The organism is Hydrogenophaga sp. (genome assembly GCF_022844385.1).
GTDB lineage: Bacteria > Pseudomonadota > Gammaproteobacteria > Burkholderiales > Burkholderiaceae_C > Hydrogenophaga.
Map to the genome: position 1 here is coordinate 1 of NZ_JALHLX010000116.1, position 11,721 is coordinate 11,721.

Annotated in this window: 9 protein-coding genes and 1 pseudogene; 5 read left to right on the forward strand and 5 right to left on the reverse strand. The window is 67.7% G+C overall.

All coding sequences use genetic code 11. The features are described 5' to 3' along the window. The first annotated feature begins 279 nt into the window (after nucleotides 1-279). Entirely contained in the window at nucleotides 280-1,782 is a 1,503-nt protein-coding gene (locus tag Q0C59_RS15770) for a M20 family metallopeptidase (protein ID WP_291217207.1), read from the forward strand. A gap of 34 nt (nucleotides 1,783-1,816) precedes the next feature. Further along, on the forward strand, nucleotides 1,817-2,680 hold the full coding sequence (locus tag Q0C59_RS15775) for an alpha/beta hydrolase (protein ID WP_291217209.1): 864 nt from the start codon (nucleotides 1,817-1,819) through the stop codon (nucleotides 2,678-2,680). On the opposite strand, the gene Q0C59_RS15780 is transcribed toward Q0C59_RS15775, so the two are convergent. The 4 genes from Q0C59_RS15780 to Q0C59_RS15795 are packed head-to-tail and all read right to left on the reverse strand — an operon-like array spanning nucleotide 2,677 to nucleotide 6,256. Then, entirely contained in the window at nucleotides 2,677-3,237 is a 561-nt protein-coding gene (locus Q0C59_RS15780) for a YidB family protein (protein ID WP_370870402.1), read from the reverse strand. The two genes, Q0C59_RS15775 and Q0C59_RS15780, sit on opposite strands and share 4 nt — an antisense overlap. Then, nucleotides 3,200-4,375: an MFS transporter gene (locus tag Q0C59_RS15785; protein ID WP_291217215.1), complete on the reverse strand. Its 1,176-nt coding sequence runs from the start codon at nucleotides 4,373-4,375 to the stop codon at nucleotides 3,200-3,202. The genes Q0C59_RS15780 and Q0C59_RS15785 overlap by 38 nt, the downstream gene beginning before the upstream one ends. Before the next feature lie 41 nt (nucleotides 4,376-4,416). Beyond that, complete coding sequence (locus Q0C59_RS15790) at nucleotides 4,417-5,151, reverse strand: 16S rRNA (uracil(1498)-N(3))-methyltransferase (RefSeq protein WP_291217217.1); 735 nt, start codon at nucleotides 5,149-5,151, stop codon at nucleotides 4,417-4,419. A gap of 1 nt (nucleotide 5,152) precedes the next feature. Then, entirely contained in the window at nucleotides 5,153-6,256 is a 1,104-nt protein-coding gene (locus Q0C59_RS15795; protein ID WP_291217220.1) for an aminoglycoside phosphotransferase family protein, read from the reverse strand. 143 nt (nucleotides 6,257-6,399) lie between these two features. On the opposite strand from Q0C59_RS15795, the gene Q0C59_RS15800 reads away from it, so the two are divergent. Genes Q0C59_RS15800 through rsmA form a run of 3 tightly spaced genes read left to right on the forward strand, consistent with a single transcriptional unit; the run spans nucleotide 6,400 to nucleotide 11,024 of the window. Next, nucleotides 6,400-8,865, forward strand: coding sequence for an LPS-assembly protein LptD (locus Q0C59_RS15800; RefSeq protein ID WP_291217223.1), 2,466 nt, complete (start codon nucleotides 6,400-6,402; stop codon nucleotides 8,863-8,865). Continuing rightward, nucleotides 8,858-10,231, forward strand: coding sequence for a peptidylprolyl isomerase (locus tag Q0C59_RS15805; protein WP_291217226.1), 1,374 nt, complete (start codon nucleotides 8,858-8,860; stop codon nucleotides 10,229-10,231). Before Q0C59_RS15800 ends, Q0C59_RS15805 begins: the two co-directional genes overlap by 8 nt. A 28-nt stretch (nucleotides 10,232-10,259) precedes the next feature. Then, a complete protein-coding gene (rsmA, locus tag Q0C59_RS15810) occupies nucleotides 10,260-11,024 on the forward strand; it encodes a 16S rRNA (adenine(1518)-N(6)/adenine(1519)-N(6))-dimethyltransferase RsmA (protein WP_291217228.1) in 765 nt (254 codons plus the stop codon). A 193-nt stretch (nucleotides 11,025-11,217) separates the two neighbouring features. Here the strand turns inward: rsmA and Q0C59_RS15815 are convergent. Continuing rightward, nucleotides 11,218-11,613 (reverse strand): annotated as a pseudogene (locus tag Q0C59_RS15815) (barstar family protein); the annotation flags it as partial. Nucleotides 11,614-11,721: the final 108 nt, after the last annotated feature.

Here is an 11,721-nt window from a genome sequence, read left to right on the forward strand (position 1 = left end):
ATCGGCCAGGTGAACGTGGCGGTGACGCAGCTCGACCAGATGACGCAGCAGAACGCCGCGCTGGTGGAAGAGAGTGCGGCGGCGGCACACAGCCTGAAAGACCAGGCGAACCGGCTGGCCGAGGTGGTGCGTTTGTTCCGTCTGTCGGGTCCGGCGCACGCCTGAGGCGCCTGGCGCGATTGACATCCCCCGGCAGCGGCGGCACGGAAATGCCGCTCTGCCTATACTGTTCCGGGTAACGCCCCGGTCTTCGCGGGGCACCCGCCTGGAGACCGCCGCATGAACGCCCGCCTGCCCCACGCCCTGCCCCCGCTCGACCCTCAGGCCTTGCAGGCCCACATCGGCGCCGCCTGGCAGCAGACCATCATTCCCGAGCTGGTGCGCTACATCGAGGTTCCGGCCAAGTCCCCCGCGTTCGACCCCGATTGGGCGAGCCACGGCCTGCTGGACCGCGTGTTGCGCGGCGCTGCCGACTGGGTGCGGGCGCAGAAGGTGGAGGGCCTCACGCTCGAAGTGATCCAGCTCGACGACGCCCGAGGCGTGCCGCGCACCCCGGTGCTGTTCTTCGAAGTACCGGCCTGCGCGGGCCAGGACGGAACGCCGGCCCCGTCTTCCGGCCAGACCGTGCTGATGTACGGCCACCTGGACAAACAACCCGAGTTCACCGGCTGGCGCAGCGACCTCGGCCCCTGGACGCCCAAGATCGACAACGGCAAGCTCTACGGCCGTGGCGGCGCAGACGACGGTTACGCGGTCTACGCCAGCATCGCCGCGCTGCAGGCGCTCAAGGCCCAGGGTGCGGCGCACCCGCGCATCGTGGGCCTGATCGAAACCTGCGAAGAGAGTGGCTCGGGTGACCTGCTGCCGTATGTGGACGCGCTGCGCGCGCGCCTGGGCGACGTGGGCCTGGTGATCTGCCTGGACAGCGGCGCCGGCAACTACGACCAGCTCTGGCTCACCACCAGCCTGCGTGGCATGGCCAGCGGCGTGCTCAAGGTCGAGATCCTCACCGAAGGCATCCATTCGGGCGACGCCTCGGGCCTGGTGCCGTCGAGTTTTCGCATCATGCGGCAGGTGTTGGACCGCCTGGAGGACAGCGCCACCGGCCGACTGCTGCCCGCGAGCTTTCACTGCGAGGTGCCGGCCGAGCGCGTGGAGCAGGCGCGCGCCACCGCCGCCATCCTGGGCGACGAGATCTACAAACGCTTCCCATGGGCCCACCACGACTGCGGTGGCTCCACCGTGTTCGCCCTGCCCACCACCACCGACCCGGTGGACGCGCTGCTCAACCGCACCTGGCGGCCCACGCTGTCCGTCACCGGCGCCGATGGCTTTCCCGAGATGCGCAACGCGGGCAACGTGCTGCGGCCCTACACCGCGTTCAAGCTGAGCCTGCGCCTGCCGCCCCTGGTGGACGCACCGGCCGCCGTGCGCGAACTCAAGGCCCTGCTGGAAGACAATGCGCCCTACCAGGCCAAGGTCACGTTCGATGGCGAAGGGGCGGCCAGTGGCTGGAACGCACCGGCCACCACACCGTGGTTCGAAAGCGCCTTGCAAGACGCCTCGCAGGCGCACTTCGGTGCCGGCTGCGGCACCATCGGCCAGGGCGGCACCATTCCGCTCATGAACATGCTCAGCAAAGGCTTCCCCACCGCGCAGATGATGGTGTGCGGCGTGCTGGGTCCCAAGAGCAACGCACACGGCCCGAACGAATTCCTGCACCTGGATTACGCGCAACGCCTGACCGCCACGGTGGCTCAGGTCATTGCCCGCATGCCCTGAGCCAGCCCCGTTTCATTTCCATCCCTGTGCCGACATGACCGACACGACCCAGGCTCCCTTCACCCTGCGCGACGGCCTCAACCTGGCCCTGTACGACTGGCCGCTGCCCATGCGGCGGCGCCCGCGCGGCGTGGTGCTCATCGTGCACGGCCTGGGTGAACACGCGTGGCGTTACGACGCTGTGGCTCGCCGGCTCAACGAATGGGGGTTTGTCGTGCGCGCCTACGACCAGCGTGGCCACGGCGACTCGGGCGGTGCGCAGGGCACGCTGCCCGACGACGACACCTTGCTCGAGGACCTTGAAGAAGTGCTGGACGACACGCGCCGCCACATCGCCGAGCCGTGGTCCTGCCCGCTGATCCTCATGGGCCACAGCATGGGCGGCTTGGTGTCGGCCACCTTCGTGCAACGCGGCCTGGGCAAGGTCGACGGCCTGGTGTTGTCGTCTCCCGCGCTCAAGGCCGGCATCGGCGCGCTCCAGCGCAAGCTGATCGGGCTGCTCTACCGCTACGCGCCCAACAAGACCCTGTCCAACGGGCTGGACGCCAGCAAAATCTCGCACAACCCGGCCACGGTGTCGGCCTACAAGAGGGACCGCCGCGTGCACGACCGCATCTCGGCACGGCTGGCGCATTTCATCGACAGCAACGGGCCGCGCGTGCTGGCCGCAGCACCGGGCTGGAGCGTGCCCACGCTGCTCATGTACGCGGGCGACGACCACCTGGTGAAACCCGAAGGCAGCCGCGTGTTTGCCGCGGCTGCGCCGCGCAACACCGTGCACGCCCAGGCTTTCGAGGGCCTGTACCACGAGATCTTCAACGAGGCCGATCCTTCGGCCGTCTTCGGCACGCTCAAGGCGTGGCTGGACGTGCAGGCCCCGCTGCCCCGCGCTGCCTAGCGGCGTGGCTGCATCAGGCCGCCGAGCAGGCCCATGAGGTCGCCCGGTGCCGGGTTGCTCTGGCCACCGAGCAGGGCGCCGAGTGCACCCAGGCCGTTGTCGGCGGGCACCTGGCCTTGCGGCGTGAGCTGGTCGATGAGGCCGGGCAGCAGATCGGCCAGCGCGGTGGAGGCCTGATCCTGGTTGCCGCCGAGCTGTGCGGCAATCATGCCCATGAGATCGGGACCGAGGGCTTGGCCGAGCTGCGCGGGGTTCACCGGCTGGTTGGCACCGGTGCCCACCCAGGATTGCGCGGCATCGCCCAGCCCGGCCGACTGCAGCTTGGCCAGCAAGCCCTGCAGACCACCCGCGTTGTTGAGCAGTGTGCTCACCAGCGTGATCAGCAGTTGCGGACTCAACCCGCCGGAACCGCCCGCCGGTGCCGCGCCTGTGCTCCGCTGGGCGCCCATGGCGGCTTCGGTGGCCGCGCCGATCAAAGAGTCCAGCAATCCCATGGCGTACCTCCGTGAAGCCGTTGAATCATTTGGGATTGTGGGCCTGCCGACCGCGCCACGCAAGCCAGATCAGGGCCAGGGCGGTGAGCGCCAGGGGCAGCAGCGAACCCACGTTGAGCCACTGCCAGCCCTGCGTGGTCACCAGCGCGCCCGAGGCGAACGAGGTCAGCGCCATGGTGGCGAACACGCAGAAGTTGATGGCGGCCTGAGCCCTGTCTTTTTCTTCCGGGCGGTACGACTGCAGCGAGAGCGTGGTGCTGGCGGTGAAGAGGAAATTCCAGCCCACGCCGAGCAGGAACAGCGCGATCAGGAACTGGTGCAACTCCACGCCCGAGAGCGCAATGGCCACGCATGCCACGTTCAGCGCTACTCCCACGCCCATGATGCTGAGCGTGCCGAAGCGTTTGATGAGATGGCCGGTGAAGAAGCCCGGCGCGAACATGCCGATCACGTGCCATTCGAGCACCAGGGCCGCGTCTTCGAACGGGAAGCCGCAGACCTGCATGGCCAGCGGCGTCGCCGCCATCAGCAGATTCATCACGCCGTAGCCCAGGGCCGCGCCGGCGGTAGCCACGATGAACACCGGCTGACGCATGATCACGCTCAAGGGCCGTCCGGGGGCGGCGTTGGCGGCTTTGGGCGGCACAGGCGGGAAACGCACAAACGCCATCACCGCCATGGAAACCAGGGCCACCACCGCCAGCGACACGTAGGCGCCCACAAAAGGCACCTCGAACAGGGTGCGCGTGCGGCTGGCCAGGTTGGGCCCGAGCACCGCGCCCACCAGTCCACCGGCCAGCACCAGCGAGATGGCTTTTTCGCGGAACGCCGGCGCGCTGAGTTCGGCCGCGGCGAAGCGGTAGAGCTGGCCATTGGCGCTGTAATAGCCGGCGATCACGGTGGCGGTCACCAGCAGCCAGAAGTTGTGGGTCGTCACCGCCCAGGCGCACAGCAGGGCCGATCCCAGCGCCACCAGCAACCCGATCTGGAACGAGACCTTGCGCCCGAAGGCGCTTTGCGTGCGCGCCACCAGCGGCGTGGACAGCGCGCCGCCCACCACGTAGCCCATCACCGGCAGGGTGGCCATCCAGCCCAGCGGCGCCAGTGAGAGGCCCACCAGGCCGTTGATGGCGATGAACACCACGTTGTTGGTGAGAAACAGGCCTTGTGCGGCGGCGAGCAGCCAGAGGTTTTTGTTCATAAGCCACCGTTTATACAAGGTGGCATCGCCAGGACAGTGAATCAGCCGCTGGCCAGAGTGAGCGCGGCGAGTGCTGCGGTCTCGGCCCGCAGTACGCGCGGGCCCAGGGTCACCGGCACAAAGCCGGCCGCGCGGGCCACAGCGTCTTCATGCGGGTTCAGGCCGCCTTCGGGGCCGCTGAGGAACAGCACCGGCGTGTTGCCGGCCACCGATTGCAGGGCCTGGGCGAGCGGCTGCGTGCCCTCGGCCAGCGAGAGCAGGCAGCGCAACTCGGGCCCTGCGTCGACCACCGGCGGCAAGCCTTTGAGCCAGGCGTTGAAGTCGGCCACGGGTTGCACCGTGGGCACGCGGTTGCCGCCGCACTGTTCACAGGCCGCAATGGCCACCGACTGCCAGTGCGCCTGCTTCTTGGTGGCGCGTTCGCCCGCCAGCCGCAGCACGCTGTGCGCGGTGTGCAGCGGCTGCAGGTCGGCCACGCCGAGTTCGGCGGCCTTCTCCACCAGCCAGTCCATGCGGTCGTTGGCGGGCATGCCCATGGCGAGCGTCACGTTGCGGCCCGGTTCGCGTTCGATGGTGGTGTGGGCGCCCACGGTCACCTCCACGTCGGAGCGGCCCATGCGGGTGATGGTGGCCTCCCACTCGCCACCCTCGCCGTTGAAGAGCGTGATGCTCTGCCCGGGCTGCAGGCGCAGCACCTGCACATGGCGCGCGGCGGACGCGGGCAGGCCCAGGCTCTGGCCGGCGAGCAGTGGCGCGGGGCAGTGAAAGCGCGGCATGTCAGACCCGCCCGAACGCGTAGCCCGATGCGGCCTGCAGGCCCTCGACCTCGTCGATCAGTTGCAGGAAGGGACCGAGTGCCCGGTAGCGGTGGGCGGTGTGGCGGATGTAGCCGATGAAGCGCGGCGCGTCGGCCAGATACTTCGGTTTGCCGTCGCGCAGCGTGAGGCGCGCGAAGATGCCGGCCACTTTCAGGTGGCGCTGCAGGCCCATCCACTCGACCGAGCGGTAGAAAGCGCCGAAGTCGGCGTGCCAGTCTTCGAAGTCCATCAGGCCGGCCTTGCGCGCCTTTTCCCAGTAGCGCACGGTCACATCGATCACGAAGTCCTCGTCCCAGGTGAGGAAGGCGTCGCGCATGAGGCTGGCGATGTCGTAGGTGATGGGGCCATGCACCGCGTCCTGGAAATCGAGCACGCCGAGCTGCTGCGCGGCCGTGTCGCCGGGCTGGCGCGGCAGCATCAGGTTCCTGGGCATGAAGTCGCGGTGAACGTAGACGCCCGGGGCGTTGAGGTTGTGCGCGACGATCGAGTCGAAGGCCTTCTGCAAGGTGTTGGCCTGCGTGTCGTTCAACTGAAACTGTTTGTGCTGCTGCAGGTACCAGTCGGGAAACAGCTGCAGCTCCCGGCGCAGCAGGGCTTCGTTGTAAGGCGGCAGCACGCCAGGCTTGGACGACAGTTGCCAGGCCAACAAGGCGTCGAGCGCCTGCATGTAGCGCCCGTGGTTGGCTTGCGCGTTGTCGGGGTCGATCCCATCCAGCATGGTCTGGTGGCCCAGGTCGCTCAGCAACATGAAGCCCTGCGGTTCGTCCCAGGCCAGCACCTCGGGTACCAGCAGACCGGCTTCGCGCATGAGCGTGGCCACGTGCACGAAGGGCTGGCAGTTTTCGTGCGCAGGCGGCGCGTCCATCACGATGAGGCTGTGCCCGGCCTGCGTGTCGATGCGCAGATAGCGCCGGAAGCTGGCGTCGGCGGAGGCGGCGCGAAGGGTCGTGGGCAGCAGACCCAGCCGCCCGGTGAGCGGGCGCAGCCAGGCCGAAAAAGCGGCTTCCCGTTGGGGATCGGCCCACTCGACAGCGGTGTTGGCAGCGGTGTTGGACAGGGTCATGGTGGAGGGTGCTTTTTCGCCGCTGGTCAACGAGCCGCGCGCGGGATCGCGCAGTGGATAATGGCCGCTGATTCTACAAACCCCCTGTGCCGATCCGCGGGCCCCGCACGCTTTTGATCGACCTGGTCAACGACTTCCTCCCCTTGAATCGCCGCACCCACCCGCCCTGTGTTCCAGCCCTGCCCGGTGGGCACCTGCAACCCCGTCTCCAGGCGGCGCCGGTGGCGCTGGCGGTGCGCGGCCTGATGGCTGCGCTCGCGCTCGGCGCGCACACCCTGGGCCATGCCCAGTCGGGTGACGGCGACGAGGCACCCCGCCCCGCCGTGTCGCTGCGCTCCAGCGGCATGTTGCTGGAGACCTTGCCCGAAGACGCGAAGCAACAGGCGCCCACCTTCGTTTCGGGTGAACGCATCGAAGGTCAGACCGACGGCATCACGGCGGTGGAGGGCAAGGCCGAACTGCGCCGCCACGACACCGTGATCCGCGCCGACCGGCTGCAGCTGGACCAGCGCACCAACGAGGCCCAGGCCAAGGGCAACGTGCTGATCAACCGCAGCGGCGACCGCTTTGAGGGTCCCGAACTCAAGCTCAACGTCGACACCTTTGAGGGCACATTCACGCAGCCCACCTTCAACCTGCTCAAGAACGAAGGCAAGGGCGACGCCAGCCGCGTGGACTTTCTGGGCGAAGACAAGGCCGTGGCCCACGATGCGCGCTATTCCACCTGCCCACGCACACCCGGCGCCGACTGGATGCCCGACTGGCTGGTGCGGGCCACCAAGATCGAATTCGACAACGTGGCCCAGACCGGCACGGCCACCAACGGCGCGCTGGAGTTCAAGGGGGTGCCCATTCTCGGTTGGCCCTATTTCTCCTTTCCGCTGACCGATGCGCGCAAGTCCGGCCTGCTGCCGCCCACGCTGAACATCGACAACATCAGCGGCCTGGAAGTCACGCTGCCCTATTACCTGAACATCGCGCCCAACCTGGACGCCACGCTCTACCCCACGCTGATGAGCAAGCGCGGCGTCGACCTGGGCGCCGAGGTGCGCTACCTGCAGCCCACCTATGCCGGCCTGGTGCGCGGCGCCTTCCTGCCGTCCGACCCGCTGCGCGACGCCAACCGCTGGGGCTACACCGCTCAACACAACCAGAACCTCACCGGCAGCCGAGCGGCGTTTGGAGGCTCGGCGGGCCTCTACCTCAACCTCAACCGCGTGAGCGACAACGACTACTGGCGCGACTTCCCGCGCGCCACCGCCTCGCTCACCACCCGCCTGCTCGCCAGCGACGCGGTCTACAGCTGGGGCCAGGGGCCTTGGTCGGTGAGCGCGGGCGCCTACACCTGGCAGACACTGCAGGACGTCGACGCACCCATCATTCCCCCGTACGACCGCTTGCCCTCGGTGGCGGTGCGTTATGGCCGCAGCGATGCGCAGGTGGCCAACCTCAGCGGCGTCGACTGGTCGGTGTTGACCGAGTACACCCGCTTCCAGTCGGTACCGGGCTTGACCGGGCAGACCAACGGTGATCGTGCGCTCACGGTGGCCGAGATCAGCCGCCGCTTCCAGGCGCCGGGCTGGTTCGTCAAACCCCGTGCCCAGCTGCACGCCACGCAATACAGCTTTGACAGCGCACTGGCCAACGGTTCGCGCAGCGAGTCGCGCGTCCTGCCCACCCTCAGCCTGGACAGCGGCCTGATCTTCGAGCGCGACGCCAGCTACTTCGGCCGAGGCTTCACGCAGACGCTGGAGCCGCGCGCCTTCTTCACCTGGACGCCCTACCGCGACCAGCGCCTGCTGCCCAACTACGACTCGGCCGCCAACGACTTCAACCTGGCGTCGATCTATACCGAGAACGCGTTCGGTGGCAACGACCGCATTTCCGACACCCGCGCCGTCACGGTGGGCGTGAGCTCCCGCCTGCTCGACCCCGACACCGGAGCGGAGGTGGTTCGCCTGGGCGTGGCCCAGCGTTACCTGTTCCGCGACCAGAACGTCTTTCTGCCCAACTCCACGGGCCTGGCCGGGGGTGACCCGATCAACGAACGCCTGAGCGACATCCTGCTGGCCGCGCGCGTGCAATGGAGCCCGCGCTGGCTGACCGACGCCAACGTGCAGTACAGCCCGGGCAACCGCGAATCGGTGCGCACCACCCTCAGCGGACGCTACACCCCCAGCAACTTCCGCGTGCTGAGCGCCGCTTACCGTCTGCAGCGCGGCAGCAGCGAGCAGTTTGATGTGGGCTGGCAGTGGCCGCTCAGCGATCTGTTTGGCGAGCCCGCAGGCCCCGAAGTGCGTGGTCGCGCATTGGGCCCTGGCAATTGGTACAGCGTGGGCCGCATCAACTACAGCGTGCCCGACCGCAAGGTCGTCGATCTGGTGGCCGGCTTCGAGTTCGATGCCGGTTGCTGGCTTGGGCGCATCGTGCTGGAGCGCCTGCAGCGCAGCAATGCCTCGGCCAACCAGCGTATCCTGTTCCAGCTGGAGTTCAGCGGCTTCTCCCGCCTCGGCTCCAACCCGCTGAAAACCCTCAAAGACAACGTGCCGCGCTACCAGTACCTGCGCGAAGAAATCAACCCGCCCAGCCGGTTCCAACAATATGACTGACCGCTTCCCACCCCCATCCCGTGCCGCCACGTGGCTGCTGTGCTGTTCGCTGCTGGCCGCATCTGCCGTGCAGGCCCAGGCGCTGCGTCCCTCCAGCGGCCTTCGGGCGCCGGCGATGCCCAGCACCTCTGTGGCCCGCACCGCCGACTTCATCGTGGCCCTGGTCAACTCCGAGCCCATCACCAACAGCGAAGTGCGCCAGCGCCTGGTGCGCCTGGAGCAGCAACTCACCCAGCAGTCGGCCCCCGTGCCGCCGCGGGACCAGCTCGCACGCCAGGTGCTTGAGCAGATCGTCAGCGAGCGCGCACAGCTGCAGCTCGGTGCCGAACTCGGCATCCGCGTGGACGAGGCCTCGGTGGCGCAGGCCGAGCAGTCCATCGCTGCGCAGAACCAGCTCTCGCCCGAAGAGTTCCGTCGCCGCATCGCCGCCGATGGGGTCGACATCAACCAGTTGCGCAACGACCTGCGCAACCAGATCCTGCTGCAGCGATTGCGCGAGCGTGAGGTGGAGTCGAAGGTGCGCGTGAGCGAAGCCGACATCGACGACTTCATCCGCGAACGCCAGGGCAACAACGATGTGGCCAGCCTGCAGCTCAACCTGGCGCAGGTGTTTGTGCTGGTGCCGGAAGACGCATCGCCTGATCGGGTCCAGGCCCTGCAGGCGCGCGCCCAGGGCGTGGCCGACCGCGCCCGCGCCGGGGGCGACTTTGCCGAACTGGCGCGTGAATTCTCCGACGGTGCAGAACGCGCCAATGGCGGCCAGTTCGGCCTGCGCCCGGCCGAGCGCCTGCCCGAACTGTTTGTGGAATCGACCCGCTCGCTGAGCGCCGGCTCCATCGCGGGTCCCGTGCGCAGCCCGGCGGGTTTTCACGTCCTCAAGGTGATCGAAAAACGCCAGTCGGGCCTGCCCGATGCGACCGTCAACGAAACCCGTGCGCGCCACATTCTGCTGCGCGTGACCCCACAGCTCAGCGAAGCCGACGCCGTGGCCCGCCTGGCCGGCTTCCGCCAGCAGCTGGTCGCGGGCCAGGCCACGTTTGAAGCCCTGGCCCGTGAGCACAGCCAGGACGGCTCGGCACAGGACGGCGGCAACCTCGGTTGGGCGCAGACCGGCCAGTTCGTCCCCGAATTCGAAGCAGCCATGAGCCGCCTGCGTCCGGGCGAGGTGTCACCGCCGGTGGTGTCCCGTTTCGGCGTGCACCTGATCCGGGTGGAAGAGCGCCGCCAGAGCACGCTGACCGCGCGCGATCAGCGTGAAATGGTGCGGGGTCTTGTGCGTGAGAAGAAGATCACCGAGGCCCTGCGCACCTGGGTGCAGGACGTTCGTGGCCGCGCCTACGTCGAGTACCGCGACGCGCCGCAGTGATGCCACTCGCCCATTCGGCGGCCGGCGCATGAAGCACATCGCCCGCAAGCGCTTCGGTCAGCACTTCCTGACCGATGGCGCGATCATCGAAGCCATCGTCGACGCCATCGCCCCGCAGCCAGGCGACGCCATGGTGGAGATCGGCCCCGGCCTGGCCGCGCTCACACAGCCGCTGGTGGAGCGGCTGGGCCGCCTCACGGTGATCGAGCTGGACCGTGATCTGGCAGTGCGCCTGAGGGCTCATGCCCAGCTCCAGGTGGTGGAGTCCGACGTGTTGAAGGTGGATTTCACGGCGCTGGCCTCGCAGCTGGCCGCGCCCAGGCTGCGTGTCGTGGGCAATCTGCCGTACAACATTTCCACACCCATCCTGTTTCACCTGCTCGATCACGTGAACGTGGTGCAGGACCAGCACTTCATGCTGCAGAAGGAAGTGATCGACCGCATGGTGGCGCGCCCGGCCACGTCCGACTACAGCCGCCTTTCGGTGATGCTGCAGTGGCGCTACGCCATGGACAACGTGCTGTTTGTGCCGCCCGAGAGCTTCGACCCGCCGCCGCGCGTGGACAGCGCCATCGTGCGCATGGTCCCGTTGGCCGAACCGCCGACGATCGACATTGCGCGCTTTTCAACCATGGTGCAGGTCGCCTTCAGCCAGCGCCGCAAGATCCTGCGCAACACGCTGGGCCGCTGGCTCGAAGAACAGGGCTTTGAAGGCGAGTTTGATCTGCAGCGCCGGGCCGAAGAAGTGCCGGTCAGTGAATACGTCGAACTGATCAACAAGCTGCCGGCGTAAAAAAGCCGCAGCAACAGCAGCGGCTTTTTCAGGGGGTGGGGCCTGCTCAGGCGGCGGCCAGCCAGTAGCCCGCGTTGAACGGGCTGCTCATGCGCAGGGCCATCGGGCTCACGTCCAGAATCTTGTCCGTGGGCATGGGTTCGTCGCTCTGGACTTCGATCGGCTCTTCACCCTTGGGTGAGCGGGCCACGGAGAACGAGTAGAAGCAGCGGAACGGGATCTTGCGGTCCGACCAGTAGTCGGCGGCGTCGCGGAAGATGTCCAGCAACTGCTCGCGCGCTTCCTTGTCGAACTTGGCGTGCGCGGGGATGTGCTCCAGCACCACGATGAAACCCGTCTGCGCGCCCGACTTGTGGACCATGTCGGTCATGCAGTCGTAGAGCGCATCGAAGTTCTTGCCGAAGTGCGAGGGCAAGGTGTATTGCGCTGCGATCAATTCCAGCACGTCCTGCTTGCTCTGGGCTTTGGCCAGGTTGGCGTACAGGAAGTGGTGCCCCAAGTGCTCGGCCGCGGCCTGCAGGTCTTTCACGCCGTGGGCGCGAATCGACTGAACGATATTGGGTCGTACGTTACGAAGTGGCGTGTCCATCTCCGCGTCTCTTTCAAAGGTCAAAGTTAAAAAACCGTTCACACCACCCAAGACTCACTGCACGATCAGCTTGAAGCTGCTGTAGTGGTCTTCGGTGTAATAACAAGC

Excerpts from the sequence above, each read along its gene's own strand:
- Q0C59_RS15775 (WP_291217209.1), top strand. The coding sequence starts at position 1,817 with ATGACCGACACGACCCAGGCTCCCTTCACCCTGCGCGACGGCCTCAAC.
- Q0C59_RS15785 (WP_291217215.1), bottom strand. The coding sequence starts at position 4,375 with ATGAACAAAAACCTCTGGCTGCTCGCCGCCGCACAAGGCCTGTTTCTC.
- Q0C59_RS15795 (WP_291217220.1), bottom strand. The coding sequence starts at position 6,256 with ATGACCCTGTCCAACACCGCTGCCAACACCGCTGTCGAGTGGGCCGAT.
- Q0C59_RS15770 (WP_291217207.1), top strand. The coding sequence starts at position 280 with ATGAACGCCCGCCTGCCCCACGCCCTGCCCCCGCTCGACCCTCAGGCC.
- Q0C59_RS15805 (WP_291217226.1), top strand. The coding sequence starts at position 8,858 with ATGACTGACCGCTTCCCACCCCCATCCCGTGCCGCCACGTGGCTGCTG.
- Q0C59_RS15790 (WP_291217217.1), bottom strand. The coding sequence starts at position 5,151 with ATGCCGCGCTTTCACTGCCCCGCGCCACTGCTCGCCGGCCAGAGCCTG.
- rsmA (WP_291217228.1), top strand. The coding sequence starts at position 10,260 with ATGAAGCACATCGCCCGCAAGCGCTTCGGTCAGCACTTCCTGACCGAT.